This is a genomic window from Streptomyces sp. 150FB (assembly GCF_000818195.1).
GTDB lineage: Bacteria > Actinomycetota > Actinomycetes > Streptomycetales > Streptomycetaceae > Streptomyces.
Genome location: NZ_JTHL01000002.1, coordinates 34,483 through 53,741 on the forward strand (window position 1 = coordinate 34,483; position 19,259 = coordinate 53,741).

Consider the following 19,259-nt stretch of genomic DNA (forward strand, 5'->3'; position numbering starts at 1 on the left):
ATGGACACGTCGGCGTTCAAACGACCGTGGCACTTAATGTGGCGCCGGCCCCCAGGCCCCGGGGGGGGGACCACAGGGCTACTTCAGCCCGGCAGGCAGCCTCGTCTTCTTGTCCGTAAAGGCACCGTCGACCTGCTTTCTCGTCAGGTTCTTCACACCGGACAGATTCGCGGCCCTCAGGTCCGCGCCGGCCAGGTCCGCGCCGGCCAGGTCCGCGCCGTCCAGGTCTGCGCCGGTCAGGTCCGCGTCGGCCAGGATCGCGCCGCCCAGGTCCGCGCGGTGCAGGGTCGCGCCCAATAGGGTCGCGCTGGTCAGGGTCACGAGGTCCAGGGTCGCGTCGGCCAGGTCCGCGCCGTCCAGGTCTGCGCCAGAGAGAGTCGCGCCCGTCAGGTCCGCGCCCAATAGGGTCGCGTCGGCCAGGGTCGCGCCGTCCAGGTTCGCGCCAGACAGGTCCGCGCCAGACAGGTCCGCGCCCAATAGGATCGCGCCGGTCAGGGTCCCGCTGGTCAGGGTCGCGCCGGACAGGTCCGCGCTGTTCAGGTCCGCGCCGGTCAGGTCCGCGCCGGTCAGGGTCGCGCTGGTCAGGGTCGCGCCGGAGAGGTCCGCGCCAGACAGGGCAGCCCCCTGTGCTGGCCACGCCGGGTCATCACTGGACAGGCCGGCCCTCTTATGTCGCGGGTCTGAAGGGCCGAGTTCGACCTTGGGGAGCCGGGAGGAGCGGAGGTCGAGGAGGAAGTTTTTGTCGTGAGTAATGTCGCGGGTGGCCAGAATGTTGAGGGCCGCGGTGACGTCGGCCGGAACATCCTGACCCTTCGCGGGCGGCGTGGCGGCGTGGGTGCGGACGTAGGCAGCCAGGACGTTGTCGATGGTGGGCTGGTCACGGGGGGAGTCCTGCATGATGCGCTCAAGGGCGTAGATGCCGCCCAGCCGCACATCCAGCTTGTCTGCACCGAGGTTGCTCACCGCCGCGGTATACCGATCGGTTATCTGCCCCTCCTTGACCAACGCCCGCTCCTCCGCCGCCTGGACAGCGGCCTGCCTCACCTGCTCATTCGCCTGCCGCGTCTGCACACCCGAGTACCACAGACCCGCCACCGCCACAAGAGAAGCGACCAGGACCGACATCAACTCGATCCGCCGCGCCCAGTCCAAACCTCCCGCCCCACCCCCCGAGCCGCCACCCGCCACTCGCGACCGGCTGGGCCGGACGGTAGATCGGACGGTGCGGCGTAACCGTGGACGGCGTGAAGGCACAGGAGACATACGGCATTCGACCGCGAACACCCGCCTCACCGCAGCGATTTCCCCACACCATCACAAGCCCGACCCTCCGGCGAAACACCCAACTTGCCCACTCTGTCTGACTTGGGGAAACACTCAAGACCACAAAGCTGCTGTTGTCTTTCCGGACGTGATCGTCGTGTTTCGCTGGTCAGGCGTAGGAGCGGTTATTGGGTGGGATTCGTGGCCTGTCGCGTTGCTTCTTGTCAGAAGGTCGCGGATGCCGCCAGTCGTTGGAGTGCACGACACACGCGCCTACGTCTACCTGGGCACCGTCACCGTCGCGGCCACCTTCATCTGGCTCCGCACGTGATCGGCCCGGAAGGACCTAAGCTGATCCTGGCAGCAGCGGAGAAGGAGCGTGGGTGTGACGGCAGGAGAGGACGGCTTCGACTGTCGGCTCGAACCGTTCCGCACGGAGCTGCTGGCCTACTGCTACCGGATGCTCGGCTCCGCCCACGACGCCGAGGACCTGGTCCAGGACACGTACCTCAGGGCGTGGCGGGCACGGGAGTGGTACGACGATACCCGCAGCTCGCTGCGCACCTGGCTCTACCGGATCGCGACGAACGTCTGCCTGACCGCCCTGGAGGCCCGCGGGCGCCGTCCCCTGCCGTCGGGGCTGGTGGCTGCGTCGGACCCGCTCGGGCCACTCGTCTTGGGGGAGAACTCCTGGCTCCAGCCCCTGCCGGACTCGCTGCTGAAGGTGGGCGATCCGGCCGGGGCCGCGATCGACCGCAGCAGCCTGCGCCTGGCGTTCGCGGCCGCCCTGCAGCATCTGTCGGCGCGTCAGCGCGGAGCGCTGATCCTGCGTGACGTACTCGATTTCTCTGCGTCCGAGGCGGCGGAGATCCTCGGTACCACCACCGTGTCGGTGAACAGTTCGCTGCAACGGGCGCGTACCCGGGTGAAGGAGGCCGGAGTCGGGCAGGAATGTCTCAGCGAGCCGTCCGCAGCCGAGCAGCGCGCCTGGGTCGACCGTTATATGAAGGCGTTCGAGCAGGCCGACGTCGAGGGGCTCAAGCGGCTTCTCACCGAGGACGTGCTCATGGAGATGCCGCCGATGCTCAACTGGTTTACCGGCCGCGGCAATTACGGGCTGTTCATGGAGTGGGTCTTCGGGGCGGCCGGAACGGGCTGGCGGCTGGAGCCGGTCACGGCCAACGGCGGCCAGCCCGGGTTCGCCGCCTACCAGCGGGTCGGTGACGGTTACCGGCTGCACACGCTCCAGGTCTTCACCGTCACCGCTGAGGGCATCAGCCGGAACTCGGTCTTCCAGGATCCCGAGGTCTTCGCGGCCTTCGGTCTGCCGACCGAACTCGACGACATCTCCTGACCGCAGGTGCGATGAGTTTCGACCCTGGCGCCGGTATGTACTGACGAGTTCGCCCGGAACACCCCGGGCCAGCCGTTCACCAGGGAGAATTCGATGTCAGAGAGTCGTGCGGAAGACGTGGCCGCGATCAGGGCCGTGCTGGCCGCCTCCTACCAGGCGTGGGACGACGGAGACGCCGACGGCATGGTCGCCGACTACACCGCGGACGCCACCGCCATCATGACCGGCTCGCTCCGCGACAGCCGTGACGTGATCCGCCAGAACATGGCACTGGGCTTCGACGGGCCACTCAAGGGCAGTTCGACCTACAACGAGCAGCTCAGCCTCCGTTTCCTCGGCAGGGACGGCGCGATCGTCGTCAGCAAGTCCGGCATCCTGTTCCCCGGCGAGACCGAGGTCCCGGACCCGCGCAAGGTGAACGCGACCTGGGTGCTGGAGAAGCGGGACGGCCAGTGGCTGATCGCCGCCTACCACAACAGCCCGGTGCTGGCGACAGCGAACTGAGCCCTCGGATCTGTCCGGCAGATCTTCGCGGGCGCACGCCGTGTGGCACGGCGCCTCGTCGCGTTGGCAAAACACCCTAGTAGCTCCGCTACGAAGGGTGCTCTGCCGCCTTGCGATGTGCCCCACCAGGCGCCGTGCGGTGATCCGCGAAGATCGGCCGGACAGACCTGCACCACCAGGGCCTACTCCGGAGCGCGGATCCCTTGGTACCCGGGGCCGAGTCCCCGCCGCCGCGAACGCCAACCCTGCGCCGGGAGCCCCGTCCCGGCCCCCGGCACTGTGCTCTCCTCCTGGTCCTGGATGTCCGTGCCTCCGGCGTGGCACAGCAGCGCCACGGTGGCAGCGGGTACGGAGGACAGGATCCGAGCCGCCTCCGGGTCGATCGCCGACAGAGCCCGCACGACTGTGTCGACGGCGTCTTCGACGGCGGGCAGGTTCCAGGCGCCGGGGCTGGCTGCATCAGCCAGGTGACATGCACCATCGGCGAGGGACTCAGCGAGGTCCTGGACACCCGGCGCGGCCCGGTCAGGCAGAAGCAGGAGAGGGTTCATGCCCGGATCAACGGCCGGTGCGGAGGAAAGTACACGGCGGACTGTCACATCCCATGATCAGCGACACCGTAGGAAGACACGCAGCCTCGGGCCGATCCTGCTGTACAGCGAGGGAACGTGCCTCAGCCTCCGGCGCCGTCGGCACGGATGTCCTGAACTGCGAGGGCCGGTGGGGCGACCTTCTTCATACAGGTGGCTGGCGACCGCAGCTCGTGGCGCTTCGTACCGGTTGCTTTTAGTGTCCGGTGGCGACGGCGTTCCGCGGCCGTTGGCTGTTGGGGGCGTTGGGTCAGCGTTTGACGCGGTTGCGGACGGCCAGGACTGCCAGGCCCAGAAGGATGTGGGTGCCTGTCTCACTGAAGGTTGCCCATTCTCACCGAAGATTGGCCACGGCTGTCCGGTCAGCGCAGGCGTGAGAGTCGCAACAGAGCCTCGTTGCGGACTTCGGGGTCACGATCCGATGCCAGTGTTCGGAGTTGCGTGATCAGCTCGTCGCCGTCCTGTCCGGTCGCCCAGCGTGGGTCAAAGTCAAGTTCCGCAGCCAGCTGATCAGCGGTTCCCTCGTCAGACGCGGCTGCACGGGCCGCGAGCACGGCACGTAGGCCGGCCAGATCTCTCCGAGCCAACAGAGCCGCCGCAGTATCCGAGGTCACTCCGGTGTCCTGAGCGTCCAGCAGGAGACAGCGCAGGACACTGGCGACACTCTCGATCCGAGACGCTGCCGCCAAACGTCGTCCTGCAGCGGCTCTCGCGGACCAGCCTGGAGATTCCGCTGCGGCGATCGCGTCGCGAAGCCCTAGTTCGGTGAAGTCTTCCACGGCACCAGGCTCCCACCGGGATGTCGCGATCAAGCTTCGTTGAGACAACACCGCAGCGGTCAATGTCCGGTGAGATTGGTCAACCTTCAGTGAGACGGGACAGCGGGAAGGGCGACGAGCTCCAGACAGAGCACCTGCCAGTGAGCTGGTTTACCGCGGTAAACCAGCTCTTCTGCGAATCGCGGCTTCCATGGGTGCGGCAGACGCGACTGAGCCACAGGCCGTCTGGAATGATGCCTTCTGCCCGAAGTACCGGAACCATCGGGAAGCAAACGGAGCATCACATGCCAGCAAGCGTCTACGTCGTGTCCATCGACCCACAGGCATCAACGGTCTGGTGGGCAAACCGAATCACTGATCTGCCCTTCGACTTCTCGCAGGAGCACGAGAACCCGGAGAACCTCTCGATCCTCCGGGATACCGGCGCGAGGGTCCACGTCATCGCCAACCAGAAGGGCGGGGTGGGTAAGACCACCACCACGCTGAATCTGGGAGCGGTGTGCGCGGACGTTCTGAAGTCCTCTCAGAAGGGCTTGCAGCACGTCTTCATCGACACACCAGGCAGCCTCCAGGATGAAAACCTGCTCCTAGAGGCGCTCAAGTACGCGCACGACGTCATCATCCCCATGCCGCCTGAGGGACTCGCCTTCGACCCGACAGCTCGTACGGTCAAGAAGGTCATCGAGCCGACGGGACTTCCCTACCGGGTCGTCATCAACAACTGGGATCCTCGCGATGGCACCGCTGATCTTGAGGAGTCACAGCAGTACGTCGACGCCCAGGGGTGGCCTCGCGCGCAGACCGTGATCCGGCGTTACAAGGTCCACACCCGCGCCTCTGTCGAAGGCCGCGTTGTCACGCAGTACCCGAAGAACCGGGTGGCAATGGAGGCACGCGAAGACTTCTTCCGCCTGGCGCTCGAACTCGGCTACGGGGGGGCAGCGTGATGGCCGGACGCCGAACCAGTCTCGCCTCGCTCGCTGGTGCCAAAGTCGACGACGTTCCCGGCAAGAGCGACCCCCTGCTGCTCACTCTGCCCCTGACGAAGCTGGTCCCCACCCGCTTCAACCCGCGGCGGAACTTCGGTACGCAGGACGACCTGAAGGCCTTCGGCCTGGTCCTCAAGAAGCGTCAGCTCCAGCCGGCCGTCGTGGTCTCCCGTGCGGGTTACTTGAAGTTGTGGCCGGCTGAGGAAGAGAACGTCGGGGAAACCCCCTACGTCATCGCCAACGGGGAGCGCCGCTTCCGCGGCTCGCTGGCTGCTGGCCTTCTCACGCTGAACGTCGTCCACAACGAGGATGTCGCTGCTTCCCGAGCGGATTTCCTCGACGCTGTGCTGTCGGAGAACATCGACCGTGAAGACCTTGATCCGATCGAACGAGCCATCGGCATCGAGACGATGGTGCTCGAACTCGGCGGGGCTGATCAGGTTGCAGCGCACTACGAAAAGACGAAGGGCTGGGTCAGCCAGCAGCGCAAGCTGCTGAAACTGACCCCCGCCCTTCAGGCCTTGGTGAGTTCTCGAGAGATGCCGGTCCGGGTTGCCCGGGACATCGCCGGCCTCAGCGCCGACGAACAGCCAAGGGCATGGGCGGCGGAGACCGCGCGGCGTACCGAGGCGAAGTCCGCACCCCGTATCCGGCAACTGCCCAAGCAGACCACGACCCCAACGCTTCGGTCTGAGGTCGGAGAAGCGAGCACCACGTCCGTAGTAGCGGCACCGGGGCGTGAAGGGCTGGGTCAGCCAGCAGCGCAAGTTACTGAAATCATCCCCCGCCCTTCAGAGCCAGCGGGCACCACGTCCGTGGTAGCGACACCGGGGCGCACCGCATCAGGTCATGGGGACGGAGAGCGGTTTACCGCGGTAAACCAGAAACCGGAGCAGAGCAGCGGCGACACTGCTCTGCTTGCCGAGCCCACTCCTGGTTCGGCTCCAAAGCCGCCGATCAAAATGCCTTGGCACGACGGAGCCGCTGCCATGGACATCGCCTACGACAGCCTGGTCAAACACCTACAGAAACACAAAGCACTGGCCCGATACACGGAGCTCGCTGGCGGGCCCGAGGGCTTCGCTGCCGATCTCGTAGCGAGCAGCACTCCAGAGTTCAGGGCTCGGTTGATCGACCTACTCATTGAGGCCGACTAAGCGCCCTCAAAACACAAAAAGCCCTGTCCCACGGCGCGGGCCGTGGGACAGGGCTTCGGTATGCGGGGCCCTCTGGGTTTGGTCAAGCGGCTTGGGACTGCGCCTCAGATGTCGGCTGCCGGTTCGGCTCCGAGGTGTGCGTAGATCCAGCCTGCCGAGGCATCGGTGGAGCGGACAGCTTCGTAGACATGCCGAGTCGGGCCTGCTGGTCCGCCGCTCGCCCGCAAGGGCGAGGGCGGCGTCCCGTCCTGGCGAAGGTGAACGATCTTGGTGCGGCCTTCGAAGGGGCCACCGACGACCTGGATGCCGACGGTGTTGTTGACAGCCTCACCGATGAGCCAGCGATGGACGGTCTTCATGTGCTCGGAGTCTTCGGCGGCCATGAACACAGCGGATCACGGGTGATGCTTGGTGAACAAGAGGTGACCTCAGAAGCTGACGCTGTCGGGGATCTTGGTCGAGCGTCTTCTGGGGGAGATCATCGAGCTGCGTTCCTGTGACCGTCGCCAAACTCGGTAGCTGTTCGGGCCCGTTTCTGCATACGTTCGGCCGCATGGCTGACGACTGCTTCGCGCATCCACGACTCGCCGCGATCTACGATCTGCTCGACCCCGACCGCAGTGACCTCGATCCATATCTGCGGATGGCAGAAGAGTTTGAGGCACAACGGGTACTGGACATCGGTTGCGGCACAGGGGTGTTCGCGCTCCTCCTGGCCGACCGCGGGATCGAGGTTGTCGGTGTGGATCCCGCCCAGGCATCCATCGACGTTACCCTGACCAAGGCGGGAAGTGAACGAGTGCGCTGGGTCTGCGGCGACGCGACCGGCCTTCCACCGCTGCAGGTCGACCTCGCGACGATGACAGCGAACGTTGCCCAGGCCGTCACTGATCCGCAGACATGGCAGAACACGCTACGAGGAGCGCACGAAGCACTGCGGCCCGGCGGGCATCTGGTCTTCGAGACACGCGATCCGGCCAGACGCGCCTGGGAGGAGTGGACCCGCGAGAAGTCCTACCGCGTGACCGAGATCCCAGGCATCGGTTCCATCGAGAGCTCGGTTCAGCTCATAGAGGTGAGCCGACCTCTGGTGACATTCCGCTGGACCTACAGGTTCGCAGCAGACGGACAGGTACTGACGTCGGACTCGACGCTGCGCTTCCGTGAGCGGGACGAAATCGAGCGGGACCTGGACGCGTACGGATACGTGGTGGATGGCGTTCGTGAAGCGCCCGACCGCCCCGGAAGGGAGTTCGTCTTCCTGGCGCGACGTCCGTGATCCTGGGTGAAGGTGCTGACCAACACCTTCACCCAAATTCACTTCAGCCGGCGGGGTGGGTGGCGGCGCGCCAGGACCGGGACTGCGGGATGTACTGCCAGTCGAGGAAGCCCTGGAGAGCTGTCGGACTTCGAGGCTGCCGGGCCGGCGACGGCAGCAGGTGGACGTCGATGCGTTCGAGCTTGACCGCGATGGCAGTCAGGACGTGCTGGACGTGGGCTTTGTCTTCGCTGCGGTAGCGGCACTGGCGCATGCCGTGGCCGTTGACGAATTCGCTGATCGTGCCTTCGACGGCGGCCCGCAGCGCGTAGCGCGAGAGCCATTCCTGAGTCTGCTGTTCGGTGCGTGACTCGGACTGAATGTCGTAGAGCTCACGGGGCAGGAAGGAGACCTTGCGGGCGTCGGTGCGGGTGCAGCCGGCCTTCACCGGGCACTGGCGGCAGTCGTCCGGGGCGAACTCGGCGTTGACGTAGGGCGCGAGGGATGGCGGTGTCGACCACCGGCGGCTGACCTTGCCCTGCGGGCAGGTGACCTGCTGGGCGTCCCAGTCGATGGTGAAGGCTTCGCGGTGGAAGACGGTGCCTTTGCGGGACTGGCGGGTGCTCCTGGCCCGGATGGGTCCGACCAGGCCGACGCCGTGCTCGCGGGGCGACCTGCTGCTTGAGTGCGACGGAGAGGTAGCCGCCGTCGACGAAGTGCTCCTTCGAGAGCAGGTTCCGATCAGCGAGGTTGGCCAGGATGCCCGGGCAGGGCCTTGGTGTCGTGGACCGGGGCCTTGGTGGTGGTGACGTCGGTGATCACGCTGGGGGTGTCCGGGTCGCAGGTCTCGGTGACGTGCGCGAGGAAGCCCTTCCAGCGGGTCTCGCCGCGGCGTGCGTAGCGGGCGCTCACGTCGTAGGGCGAGACGATGGCGACGGCCGAGGGCGGCCAGCCGGCGTCCTCGGGCTCCCGCCACTTCGGCCGGTCCTGGGCGTCGATGAAGTAATTCTGCACGAAGATCTGGCGCAGGGCCTGAACCTGCTCGCCGTCGCGAAGGGCGGGCAGGTAGCGGTGGACGTAGCGCAGCAGCAGGCGGGCGTCCTCACCGGTCTCCTTGATCCGGGTCTTGGGCTTGGAGGGGTTCTTGCCGAGCCGGGCCGAGCGGCCGCAGCGCTTGCCCCAGTCCTCAGTCACCAGGCCGACCAGCTCGTGCGGCGCCCGGCGGGCGAGCTCTTCGAGGGCGGCGCGCATGGCCTCGGTGACCAGCTCCAGTCGGGTCAGGTCGCGGACCGCGGCCAGGACGTGGGTGGAGTCGGTGCGCTGCCGGCCGCGCTCCCGGACCATGCCGGCGGTCCGGAAATGGCCGTGGTGCCCCTGCGGGTTGCTCGCCCGCGCCACCCGAACGGTCACTTCCGGGACCACGCAGCCGGTACGGGAGCGGACACGTCTGCGCGGTGATCCCGAAGAGCCGCATCAGCTTGAGGGGATCACCGGTGGCAAACGCCTCGTTGAGCATGCGGTCCTGCCGCAGGCCGACGAGCGTGACGTTCTTGGGGAGGGTCCTGCGAAGCAATGTTCTGCTGACCACCGGATGATCTGGGTCGAGGGCCGTCTTCTGGCTGACGAGAAGGTAGGGGGTCGTCGATGCCGGCCAGCGGTGGTGGCGATAGGCGAGCCACTCGCTGGCGAGTCGGTGGGTGAATTCCTCCAGGTAGAGGGTGTGCCGCAGCAAGCCGCGACGGACTTCGAGCGTGCCGCGAGCAAGGTTGAGATCGGTGGTCAGAATCGTGCGAAGCTCTTCACCAGGCAGCGCGTGAATGGCCACCAAGGCGATGACCAGGCGGCTGAGCGGAGATTCCGCCTGATCCATCAGTCCGGCCAGAAGATCGCTGCGGTTGTCCCTTGGATCGCAGAATGAGCTGCGCAGGCCGCCAGACGATGTCCGGCGGCGCCGCGTAGGTCAGGAGGCGAGCAGCGCGGCGAGCATCCGGCGGGTGTCGCCGCGCTGTGCGAGGGCCAGTCCGATCTGATGGCTCGCCCCGTGCAGCACGATCTCCGTGAGGTCTTCCCTCGCGCGCAGGGCCTCCCGCAGCCCCGCGGTGACCCCCTCGGGGATCACCGCGTCGTGCCCGGGCACCATCAGCACGGACCGCCCGCGGAACGCGGCGTACGCTCCGAACGCCTCACTCTCCCGCCAGCTCCCGGGCCGGCGGATGAGCTCGGTGAAGCCGTCGCCGAAGGGGACGCGCCACGCGTCGGCCGCATAGGCTGCCGGAGCGCACAGGCAGAGGTGGGTGACCCGGTCCGCCAGATCGCCCAGCAGGTCCGCCACCGTCTGTCCGCTCATGCTGAATCCGACCAGCACGAGTTCGTCGTCGGGGTCCACGAACCGGCGGATCAGCTCGGCCGCCTGAGCGTGCCGTTTCTCCAGGCTCTGCCGGTCGAGCCGACCCGAACTGCGCCCGTGCCCGGCGAAGTCCAGGGCCACGGTCCGGGCGCCGGCGGCGGCCAGATCGGCTGCCAGCGGCAGGAGCCGCTCCGTCGAGGCGGTGCCCGCCCCGTGCAACAGGACAGCGGTCCTGCCGGCGGGTCGACGCGGTTCACTCGAAACGCACTCGATCGTCTCGTCACCTTGCACGAAGGAGAAACGGAGCAGTTCCTCAGGACCGGCGACCGGCACGTTGAGCGTCATGACAACACAGGGTAGCCGTCGTAACGCATGCCCTCCTCGACGACGTAGGGATCGCGGTAGGCGACGGTGCGCAGCAGCCAGCGGTCGGACCCGTCGAAGCGGGCGTTGAACGAGCGCCTGGCGTGGCAGAGGCGGTAGTTGTTGACCACCAGGAAGTCGCCGGACGACAGGTAGGCGTCCTCGGCGTTGCGGGTGAGCACCTTCCGCAGGACGTCGAGCGCCGCGGCGGCGCCGGGCGAGGGCGTCGTGGACGCCGTCCGCTTCGAGTTGTACCGCAGCAGCGGCCTGTCGTGGTGGCCCCACACAACCGGACCGGGGCGCAGCCGCTCCTCGTCCCAGCCGGTCTGTGCGGGGTTCGTCCGCACCAGGTACTCCGGCTTGCGGAGTTCACCGAGAATTCCAGCGTCGAGATCCCCGGAGCAGAGACCGCTGACGGTCGTGGGAACGCGTAACGGGTTCCGGACGCAAGACAGTTGCAGGAAGCTCGGCGGGTTCAGCATGAACGCGTCCTCGCTGTGCAGGTCGAACGGCAGGTGCGATCCGGTGCCGACGTCGGACATGCCGGCCGTCGTGGACATCGGTGAAATGTTGTTGACGAGCCTGCCGTTCTGCTGGCCCCGGTATGCGAACGGAGTGCCGAGGAGGCCAAGCGCGGCGATCCCCACGGCGGCGAACCCGTGGACTGCGCGGGAGGCGGTGTAGGCGTCGGGGGGCGTCGGCATCGAGGCCATCGCCCCCAGCGGCAGGCCGCGCACCACGAGCGCGTCATGGGTCCTGGACTCGCGGAACGCCAGGACTTTCTCGACGAGTTCGGCGGGCAGGCGGGTGACGAGCGCCGGCATCGCGGCGTAGAGCGCGTCCTCGGTCGGCGGAGCGGCGTCGATCTCGTCGACGAGGGAGTGGAGAGCCTGGTGGCTGTGCGCGCTGAGCCGCACCTCGTGGGTGAACACGTTGACTACCTCCGAAACAGAAGCCGGGGCGCACCGTGGGGTCCGGTGACGGACCTGCGGCGCTGGGGACGACCTGCGGTTCGCTCGGCGAACCGGCCGGTCCCCATGACGTTATGGACGTGCGCGCAGAGCGGACCGGGTTGTTGCGGGATCCCAGCGCGAACGCAACAACCCGTCGGAGAGCGGGCGTCGGGGCGGCCTGCCGGACCTACCATGGCCCCATGGACACAGCGCCGTCGTCCCGGTCCTCCGGAGGCCGGCCGCACGGGTCCGCCCGAGCCCCGCGCGCAGGCACCGAAGCTGTGCTCCCCAAGGACCGGGTCGGCTGGCTCCTGCGGGTAAACCGTGTCTACGGCCGGGGCGGACGCTGGTTCCGGTTGACGTCCTTCGCCGAGGCGTTCCACGGCGGCTCCTGGCCGAAGCCGGTCGACGCGAGCAGGATCTCCCGCTGGGAGAACGGCGGTTCACCGCCGACGCTGGCAGTCCTGCGCCGCTACGAGGAACTGCTGGAGCTGCCGCGTAACACCCTCGTGTCCACCGTCGAGATGACGATGCGCTACTACGGCGTCGACGCCCTGGGACCGTCCCCCCGGCACGGGTCGACCGGGAACGGCCAGGACGCCGACCAGGAGCTGGACCGCCTGGAGGTCCTGATCGACCGGGTCTGCTCCACCGCCCTCGTGTCCGGGTCCGAGTGGGACGAGACGTGTCGGCTGCTCAGCGCCCACCCGCACCTCGTGCTCGTGCCGCGCAGCCGCTGGGACGCCCTCGCCGAACGGCTGCTCGCGGAGACGATCATCTCCGCGGGCAACGCCTGGCGGCAGCGGTTCGAGGCGTTCAACCGGTTGCTGGGCCATCCGATGGCGCGCCGCGCCGCGATCGCCGCCTGTGCGACGCTGGCCCGGGATAGGAGCTGTCAGATCTTCGTCGAACCGATCTGCGTGCTGGACACCACCGCGCACCCGGACGCGGCGCTCCACGTGCTCGCGCAGCTCGACGATCCCACCAACGACCGCGTGCTCTACGGGGCGTTGCTGGCCTGCTTCCGCAAGGTGCGGCAGCGCCACCTCTCGGGACGGGACCTCGTACGGCTCGGGAACAGCGTCGAGCAGCTGCTGACCGAGCCGGCGCTCGCGGAGGAGTCCCAGCTGCTGGCGGCCGAGCTGATGCGCCTCCTCGATCCGGCGGAGCCGGTCGCGGGACGGCTGCGTCTCATGCTGGCGACGCACCCGCTGTTGCAGCGCATTGTGGAGGACGGGCGGCTAGCGTCCGCGGCCACCGCCGGTTTCTCGGTCCGGCGGATCGTGGACCTGGTCCTCGCTTCGCAGACCCGGGAGCTGGCCGGCTTCGAGGACCACACTCTGCCGTTGATGGTCGATCAGATGCTGTTCCACCCGAGTTTCGACGTCCGGCTGTACGCGACGGCCATGCTCTCGGTGACGCCCTACCGGCAGAACCTGGCGGCGGCGATCGCGGCGGAGCTGCGGCGCCCCGCGGTCCTGAGCAGTCAGGCGCTGACCCATGCCTTCCTGGGTGCGCTGCGGCAACTGGGCGGCCCCGCGGAGCGGCCGCTGGTTGAGTGGCTCGTTTCGGGCCGAGCGGCGCCGTGGGCGGCGGAGTCGGCCGCCGGGGTCATCGGGCATCTCGACGGCGCGAGCTCCGAGCTTTTCTGGCGCACGGAGATCGCCCGCTACTCGACCGCCTGGCGACGTGCCCGCAGTGACGGGGCGGCGCGGGTACTGCACGGACTGATCTACGCCCTGGGCATCACCCGGCAGCACGCTCTGCTTGCGACGATCGCCGATGACGCCCGGTGCCCGGCGACCGTGCGCGCCGCGGCCACCTGGTGGCTCAACATCCCCGAGTTCATCACCGCGAGCGCGGTCCAGGAGTAGGTCACGGGGGACAGGAAGCGGGCGTGTCGCACCGGAACGCAGCAGGCACCGAGCCTGCTGAAGACGCTGCGCGAGCACGACCCTGACTTCGTCCTTCTGGGCGGCACGCTTGCCGAGTGCGACCGGGTCGGCGACGGCATGGCCGACTACTCTGCGAAGCACATGAGGCACGGGGTGAACGTGCAGGTCGTCACCGACCCGGCCGGAGAGATTCTGTGGCTGTCGCCCGCGCTTCCGGGCCGGATCCACGATCTGACGGCCGCCCGCACCGACCAAATCCTTCGGATCTGCGCCCGCCAGGGCGTCCCGATCCTCGCCGACATGGCTTGCATCGGTGCCGGCGACTGGGTGACCACCGCCAAGCGCCTCCCGCCCCACGGTGAACTCACGCTCACCGAGCGAACCAGAAACCGGGCCCTGTCCGCAGCCCGGGCACCCGTCGAACGAGGCATGGCACGGCTGAAGTCCTGGCAGATCTTCCGCAGATCCCGCATCAGTCCCAATCGCATGAGCGTCATCGCCAAAGCCGTCCTCACCCTGGAGGGGCAACTCTGAAAACGCTCACTGATGTGCGGTAGTTGGGCCGCAGCCAACAGATGACGCTCAACACGCCGACTTGACAGAGAAAACAGTCCGAGACCATCGCCCGGAACTGATCGAGCTCCAGGACCTGCGTGGACGGCCAGGTCCTCGCCCAGGTGCTCTTGCCACTCCCCGCCGCCCCGATCAGGACGATCAATGCCGGGTCGGGGATGGTTGTGTCGAGCGGCTGCATGGTGCCGTCGAAGGTGGTCTTCACGGGCGTTCTCCTTGCGGGTGGAGGGTGGAGGTGGCCAGGTGCAGGCACATCCCGGCGGAGTCGGCGACGAAGGCCGCGGCCTCTTCGATCGCGCAGGCGGCGGACTCGGTGTCCTCGCTGTCCAGCGGCGTGAGCGCGGCGGCGCGGGAGACCGTCGTCAGGAGCTGGTTGAGCGAGCCGAAGACGCCGTCCTGCGGGAAGGCTTCGTCGAACAGCTCGCGCAGCATCCCGGCAAGGAACTCGGCGTCGCCGGGCCCGCCCAGTTCGTCCTCGATCTACTGGAGGGCGAGCTTCACGATCCCGGCGGAGGCGTGGACACGCTCCAGACGGGTGGTGACGAGGGCGGCGGCGACGCCGATCCCGTCCTTGCTGCCCAGGACGACGAGCTCCAGCGGCTCCGCCGCGAACTCAATGCTGGGCTGGAGAATCGCGCAAAGGCTGTCGTCCCCCTGCCTCGCCGCTGACTGACTCGCCCCGCTCCCGATCAGGGGCGAGGAATCTGGGGTGCAGAACGCACCAATGGACGGCTACAACGAGACCCATGACGGTCTTCTACTGCTCCAAGTGCGGCAACGCACTCACACCGGACTTGACGGCGCTGCCCACCGTTCCGGCTGTCCCAGGCCTCGACGATCCCCGTCCCAAGGGAGCACGGCAGGCCCCGCCCACCGTTCCGCGGGGCTGCTACGCGATCGAACCCGAGCCGTGGGGAGTGCCGTTCGTCCCGCAGGAAGACCAGGACAACCCAGTACCGTCCCAGCCCCGCGGGCCTCTCATGGCTACTCAGGACGACGGCTTCGTCATATCGGCCGGCACCCGCAACATGATCGTTCTGCACCCCGACGATGCCGCCGCGCTGCAGCCCCTGCCGCGCTGGGAGAACAGCACTGGATGCTGCGGCCCGAACGGAACCGAAGGAGCGAACCGAGCATGTCCCTGCGGAGGCCGGATCGCGACACTTGCTGCAGATTGCTCCGGTCCTTACGAACTACACCTCGACCCGCTCCGGACCTACGCTTTCGCCCTCCCAGACGGGGAGGCCTGACAAGGCCCTCGAAACTGGCCGGTGACCACCTCGCTCACATTAGGCAAGGGCTCCCCAGGCAGCAGTAACGCGCATGCCCGATGGGGAGTCGGCGAATCGTAGGGTGAGCGGATGGCTGTCCCCAGAGGGATCCTCCGAGTCGACGCGCTGCAGAACCTCTTGACCGACTTCTACGCCTCGCCGGTCGCTGTCGACCACTGGGAGCAGATTGAGCCGTGGGCCGTAGCCCGGGTCCGGCTTCGAAGGGATACTGCCGCAGTGCCGCGCTCCGTTGTCGTCAAGTGGATACCTGACGGGCAACGCGAGGCACTTACTGCCTCATGGCGGCTGCGTACCGAGCTGGCTGCGCTCCAGTTCCTCGAAGATGATCTCGGGATCGGCCTCTCTCCTCGTGTCATTGCCGCCGACACGGCCCTCCGATTCCTCGTGCTGGAAGACCTCGCGCCCCGCGTGCCTTTGGACCAGTTGCTCCGACGGGACGGAGCAGCAGCGCACGGCGACCGGCTGGCTGCGTTCGCCCGCGCTCGCGGTGCGCTGAGCGCGGCCACCGCGGGGCGGGCCGAGACCTACTACGCCCGCCGGGCCGCGCTGGGGCCGGTTGACACTGCGGCAGACCGGACAGGACGACTCGCCCCTCTTTGGGAGGGTGCGATCGAGCAGGCATCGGTACTCGGGGTACCCCTCGACGGTCGCGCTGCCCATGAACTCTCCGCAGTCATGGGGGAACTGGCTTCCCCTGGCCCTTTCCTGGCCTTGAGTAACGGTGACGCGGAAGCCAACAACCTCCTTCTCCACGCCACCGGCCCGGCCGATGCCCGAGTCATTGATTTCGAGTTCGCCGGCTACGCGCACGCGCTGACCGATGCCGCGTGTCTGTATGTGCCGGGCCCGGCTTGGCTGACAGTAGGGGATCCGACCACCACGGGCCTGGCTGAGGAGTACCGCCGCACCCTGGCCCGCGGTATCCCAGAAGCCCAGGACGACCGACGGTTCGGATACGGCCTCGCTGCGGCCTGCGTGTCCTGGGCACTGGTACGTCTGCACCGATTCGCCCTCCTCGACACCCGCGCACCAGGTGACCACAGCCGGCTCCAGCTCATCGCCACACTGGAAGCCACCGCCCACACCGCCGAGAACTACCGGAGCCTGCCCCGCCTCACCACCTGGATCCGTCGCCTCGCTCTCGTGCTACGCCGCCGCTGGCCCGACGTGGACCAGGACCTCGCTGACTCGGCAAGGTTCCCGCCCTACCAGGCCCGGCACTGATCCCGAGCGCCTCCTCGCGGCTCGACCTCATTGCACGGCCTCGGAGTCACGGCGTTCGGACAGCTCGGTCAGGTCGGCGGTGATACGCGCGGCCCGGCTGCGGATCCCGGCGAGGGCGTGCGATCCCGCCCAGGCGAGCAGCTCCTCGACCTCGGTGGAGTCCGGCAGCGGGATGACCGGGACATCAATGGCGGCGGCCGCGCGGGGCAGCCCGAGGACCTGATCGGCGATGACGTCGCTGAGCACGGTCTCGCTCAGGCCTGTGGCCGTACGGATGGCCTGCGCGCTGTCACCGTTGTTGTGCATCGAGATCGCCAGGTTCTCCTGCGCGGACAACGCCGGGGTGGGGGTGTTCGTCATGGCAGGTGCGTCTCCGGTTTCCGGAAGGAGGGGCAGCAGGGCGGTGAGGGTGTCGTTGTCGGTGGGCAGCCCGATCACGTCCAGGAGCAGCGCGAGGTCGTCCTTGGTGTGGGAGCTGCGTGCGGTGACGCGGGCCGCGGCGGCGAGCTGCTGCTGCGGGTTGGGGTTCAGGGGCAGCGACTCGGCTTCGAGGGCCTGGGCCCAGTCGGTGAACACCGCTCACGCCGCCCTGGTGGTGAGGGCGAGTTCCAGGACGCGCCGGTTGCTCGCCGCGCGCCCGGGTGTGATCGGCTGGCTCCAGGGGTTGTAGGGGTCGGGCCGGGTGGGGATGAGTTCGGGCTCCAGCCGGGCGAAGGCCTGCTCCCGGGTGGGCGGGACGACGCGCGGGGCCGGCTGCCGCTGTGCGCGCCGGTGGTCCTGTTCTGCCACCACGCCCACCCAGTCGTGCCCGAGGCGTGCCGCCAGCGTCGTGCGCAGCTCGTCGCGCTGCGGGGCGGTGGTCGCTGCCCATACCCCGGTCGCGGTCAGGTCGGCGTTGGCGAGGGCCCATTTCAAACAGGCGGTGACGATGGGGCACCCGGAGCAGGCGGTTCGGGTCGTGGCGAGTGCCTTCTCGCGGGCGCGGGGGTCTTCGACGGTGTTGTGGATGTCTTCGATCTCGAACAGGGCGGGGGTCTCGCGGCAGCGCAGGCGCTGCTCGGTGTAGGGGAAGGGGATGCGGGTGTCAGCGAGGACGATGCCGGGCGTGTTCGGGACGCCGGCGCGCTTACCGGGCATGGCAGCTCTCCTTGTGCGTGAGAATGGGGGGGGTGTCCCGGGGGGCCGAGGCCAGATGGCTTGTGACGGAGCGGCTCCCCGGGGCGTTTTTCTTCTCGTCAGGCGTGATCGCCGGTGCCCTTCGTCCGGCTGCGGGGCTCCGGATCGGAGACGAACCGGCCCTCCAGGACCCGCTCGGGGTGGTCCGCGTTCCACGTTTCGGCGCAGACCTTGTGGACGGCCTCACCCGCGTGTGAGCGCAGCGGCGTTGAGTGACCGCACAGCACGCACGGGGCGTCCTTGCGGAAATGGGTGCCGTCGCGCCAGTTCAGGAGCACGGGGCGGGCGGCCGGTATCGGTGGGCTGGTCCGTGTGCGCCCAGACGTCACGGTGCTGCCGGGCGCAGGTCGGGCAGATGCTGGAGGACCTGGTCCACGAGGTCCTGCGTCGGCTTCCAGGCCGGGAGCGCGCCTCTGGCGGGCACGGGCAGCGGCAGTTCGTGGACGTCGGCGAGGACCAGGTGGTGAACCTCCCGCTGCGCCCACAGACTGGTGCAGCGCTCGGGCCCCCGGTCCAGGTGGCAGTCGGTGAGCCGGGCGACGCCGATGACCGCGCCGAAGTGGAGTTGACGGCCGCGGATCGCGGTGGCCACCAGCGGGTCGCGCAGCACGGCGGGCGCCGGCCGCGCCTTCCCTGCGTGCAGGAGGACCCAGCCGCGCCACGGCCAGGGCTTGTGCCTGTTCTCCGTACGCTTCCCGGCGAGGATGCAGGTCGCCCACGGCTGGCGGATCGTGATGCCGCGGATCCAGTCGCCGCCCTCGAGTCCGGCGGCGTTCACGCGGCACCCGCCAGCAGATGCGTCCCCGGCCGGCCGACGCGGCGCCCGTTGACGGTCTGGGAGTAGGCATCGGCCCGCGTCGCGCAGTACGGGAATCCCGCCGTGCCCTTCTTGACCTTGTACATGGCGGTGTCCGCGCCGCGCAGGATGCGGGAGGCGTCCTCGCCGGGCAGGTCGACGGCGCGGGCGATCCCGACCGTGACGCCCAGGTGCAGCGTGCACTGCCCGACCCGGAAGGGCTGCTGCAGCTGCTCGCGCAGGGCGGTGATCTCGGACAGGGCGGTCGCCGGGTCAAGGACGACGGACAAGGCGAACTCGTCGCCGCCCAGCCGGGCCGCCAGCGCCCGGCGGCCCGCACTCCAGGAGGCGAGACGCCGGCCAACGGTCTGGATGGCCGCGTCGCCGCCCGCGTGGCCAAAGGTGTCGTTGATCGTCTTGAAGTGGACCCCGTCCAGCATCAGGACGTGCAGACCCCTTCGATAGCGGCGCAAATGGCGCTGGACGTGCGCGAGGAACTCGGGCCTGCCGAGGAGGCCGGTCAGCGGGTCCTTCCGGCCATTGGCGATCTGCTTGCGGAGCGCAAGAGCGTGAACTGCCCAGCCGGTCAGCGGCACGGCGGCGGTGGTGATCAGAAGGGTGCGCGGGCCGAACCGGCCCGTCGTGTGCAGGACGGAGTCCATACTGGTGTCTCCCTCTCGTCTCGTACGGGATGGGGAACCCGGGGCGGCCGACTGGTTTTCCGGCCTTGGGCGGCCGTCCCGGGC

Annotated in this window: 20 protein-coding genes and 2 pseudogenes; 9 read left to right on the plus strand and 13 right to left on the minus strand. The window is 68.4% G+C overall.

Annotated elements, in window-relative coordinates:
- Positions 1-78: 78 nt before the first annotated feature.
- Positions 79-1,125 carry a pentapeptide repeat-containing protein gene (locus QR77_RS41270; protein WP_236711241.1) on the minus strand — a complete coding sequence of 349 codons (1,047 nt, stop codon included), beginning with the start codon at positions 1,123-1,125 and terminating at the stop codon, positions 79-81.
- Between the two features lie 523 nt (positions 1,126-1,648).
- Between QR77_RS41270 and QR77_RS41275 the strand changes: the two genes are divergently transcribed.
- From QR77_RS41275 to QR77_RS46320, 4 genes are all read left to right on the plus strand, one after another.
- Positions 1,649-2,617 (plus strand): sigma-70 family RNA polymerase sigma factor, encoded by a 969-nt coding sequence (locus QR77_RS41275; RefSeq protein WP_040029603.1) that lies wholly within the window; start codon positions 1,649-1,651, stop codon positions 2,615-2,617.
- Between the two features lie 93 nt (positions 2,618-2,710).
- Entirely contained in the window at positions 2,711-3,121 is a 411-nt protein-coding gene (locus QR77_RS41280) for an SgcJ/EcaC family oxidoreductase (RefSeq protein ID WP_040029604.1), read from the plus strand.
- A 1,653-nt stretch (positions 3,122-4,774) separates the two neighbouring features.
- Entirely contained in the window at positions 4,775-5,437 is a 663-nt protein-coding gene (locus QR77_RS41290) for a ParA family protein (protein WP_201778911.1), read from the plus strand.
- The gene (locus QR77_RS46320) at positions 5,437-6,636 is read left to right on the plus strand and encodes a hypothetical protein (protein ID WP_160311025.1); all 1,200 of its coding nucleotides are present in this window, start codon (positions 5,437-5,439) and stop codon (positions 6,634-6,636) included. Before QR77_RS41290 ends, QR77_RS46320 begins: the two co-directional genes overlap by 1 nt.
- 104 nt (positions 6,637-6,740) lie before the next feature.
- Here QR77_RS46320 and QR77_RS41300 read toward each other — a convergent pair whose 3' ends face one another.
- Positions 6,741-7,019, minus strand: coding sequence for a hypothetical protein (locus QR77_RS41300; RefSeq protein ID WP_150130629.1), 279 nt, complete (start codon positions 7,017-7,019; stop codon positions 6,741-6,743).
- Between the two features lie 170 nt (positions 7,020-7,189).
- On the opposite strand from QR77_RS41300, the gene QR77_RS41305 reads away from it, so the two are divergent.
- A complete protein-coding gene (locus QR77_RS41305; RefSeq protein ID WP_040029700.1) occupies positions 7,190-7,915 on the plus strand; it encodes a class I SAM-dependent methyltransferase in 726 nt (241 codons plus the stop codon).
- Positions 7,916-7,958: 43 nt separating this feature from the next.
- Here QR77_RS41305 and QR77_RS44630 read toward each other — a convergent pair whose 3' ends face one another.
- Both QR77_RS44630 and QR77_RS49685 read right to left on the minus strand, forming a co-directional pair.
- On the minus strand, positions 7,959-8,738 hold the full coding sequence (locus QR77_RS44630) for a transposase (protein ID WP_236711261.1): 780 nt from the start codon (positions 8,736-8,738) through the stop codon (positions 7,959-7,961).
- On the minus strand, positions 8,636-9,304 hold the full coding sequence (locus QR77_RS49685; protein WP_236711242.1) for a hypothetical protein: 669 nt from the start codon (positions 9,302-9,304) through the stop codon (positions 8,636-8,638). Before QR77_RS49685 ends, QR77_RS44630 begins: the two co-directional genes overlap by 103 nt.
- Between QR77_RS49685 and QR77_RS50130 the strand changes: the two genes are divergently transcribed.
- The gene (locus QR77_RS50130; protein ID WP_160311026.1) at positions 9,276-9,812 is read left to right on the plus strand and encodes a hypothetical protein; all 537 of its coding nucleotides are present in this window, start codon (positions 9,276-9,278) and stop codon (positions 9,810-9,812) included. The genes QR77_RS49685 and QR77_RS50130 overlap by 29 nt on opposite strands.
- A 42-nt stretch (positions 9,813-9,854) precedes the next feature.
- Here the strand turns inward: QR77_RS50130 and QR77_RS41320 are convergent, their stop codons facing one another.
- Positions 9,855-10,586: an alpha/beta hydrolase gene (locus QR77_RS41320; protein WP_040029608.1), complete on the minus strand. Its 732-nt coding sequence runs from the start codon at positions 10,584-10,586 to the stop codon at positions 9,855-9,857.
- A complete protein-coding gene (locus QR77_RS41325; RefSeq protein WP_040029609.1) occupies positions 10,583-11,536 on the minus strand; it encodes a TauD/TfdA family dioxygenase in 954 nt (317 codons plus the stop codon). Before QR77_RS41325 ends, QR77_RS41320 begins: the two co-directional genes overlap by 4 nt.
- Before the next feature lie 221 nt (positions 11,537-11,757).
- Here QR77_RS41325 and QR77_RS41330 point away from each other — a divergent pair, with 221 nt between their 5' ends.
- Together QR77_RS41330 and QR77_RS41335 are read left to right on the plus strand one after the other, a co-directional pair.
- Positions 11,758-13,431 carry a helix-turn-helix transcriptional regulator gene (locus QR77_RS41330; RefSeq protein ID WP_150130630.1) on the plus strand — a complete coding sequence of 558 codons (1,674 nt, stop codon included), beginning with the start codon at positions 11,758-11,760 and terminating at the stop codon, positions 13,429-13,431.
- Positions 13,432-13,470: 39 nt separating this feature from the next.
- Positions 13,471-13,986, plus strand: a pseudogene (locus QR77_RS41335) (transposase family protein); the annotation flags it as partial.
- Between the two features lie 76 nt (positions 13,987-14,062).
- On the opposite strand, the pseudogene QR77_RS45660 reads toward QR77_RS41335, so the two are convergent.
- Together QR77_RS45660 and QR77_RS49695 are read right to left on the minus strand one after the other, a co-directional pair.
- Positions 14,063-14,206: pseudogene (locus tag QR77_RS45660) on the minus strand (AAA family ATPase); the annotation flags it as partial.
- A 20-nt stretch (positions 14,207-14,226) separates the two neighbouring features.
- The gene (locus tag QR77_RS49695) at positions 14,227-14,457 is read right to left on the minus strand and encodes a hypothetical protein (protein ID WP_236711243.1); all 231 of its coding nucleotides are present in this window, start codon (positions 14,455-14,457) and stop codon (positions 14,227-14,229) included.
- A 977-nt stretch (positions 14,458-15,434) separates the two neighbouring features.
- On the opposite strand from QR77_RS49695, the gene QR77_RS41350 reads away from it, so the two are divergent.
- Positions 15,435-16,541, plus strand: a complete 1,107-nt coding sequence (locus QR77_RS41350) for a phosphotransferase (RefSeq protein ID WP_236711244.1) — start codon at positions 15,435-15,437, stop codon at positions 16,539-16,541.
- A gap of 27 nt (positions 16,542-16,568) precedes the next feature.
- Here QR77_RS41350 and QR77_RS41355 read toward each other — a convergent pair whose 3' ends face one another.
- The 5 genes from QR77_RS41355 to QR77_RS41375 all read right to left on the minus strand — a co-directional run bounded on the left by QR77_RS41355 (position 16,569) and on the right by QR77_RS41375 (position 19,175).
- The gene (locus tag QR77_RS41355) at positions 16,569-17,117 is read right to left on the minus strand and encodes a hypothetical protein (RefSeq protein WP_040029702.1); all 549 of its coding nucleotides are present in this window, start codon (positions 17,115-17,117) and stop codon (positions 16,569-16,571) included.
- Between the two features lie 3 nt (positions 17,118-17,120).
- The gene (locus QR77_RS41360; protein ID WP_040029613.1) at positions 17,121-17,678 is read right to left on the minus strand and encodes a WhiB family transcriptional regulator; all 558 of its coding nucleotides are present in this window, start codon (positions 17,676-17,678) and stop codon (positions 17,121-17,123) included.
- Positions 17,679-17,776: 98 nt separating this feature from the next.
- Positions 17,777-17,995 (minus strand): hypothetical protein, encoded by a 219-nt coding sequence (locus tag QR77_RS41365; RefSeq protein WP_236711245.1) that lies wholly within the window; start codon positions 17,993-17,995, stop codon positions 17,777-17,779.
- Positions 17,996-18,042: 47 nt separating this feature from the next.
- A complete protein-coding gene (locus QR77_RS41370) occupies positions 18,043-18,495 on the minus strand; it encodes a hypothetical protein (protein WP_040029614.1) in 453 nt (150 codons plus the stop codon).
- Complete coding sequence (locus tag QR77_RS41375; RefSeq protein ID WP_040029615.1) at positions 18,492-19,175, minus strand: GGDEF domain-containing protein; 684 nt, start codon at positions 19,173-19,175, stop codon at positions 18,492-18,494. Before QR77_RS41375 ends, QR77_RS41370 begins: the two co-directional genes overlap by 4 nt.
- Positions 19,176-19,259 lie beyond the last annotated feature (84 nt).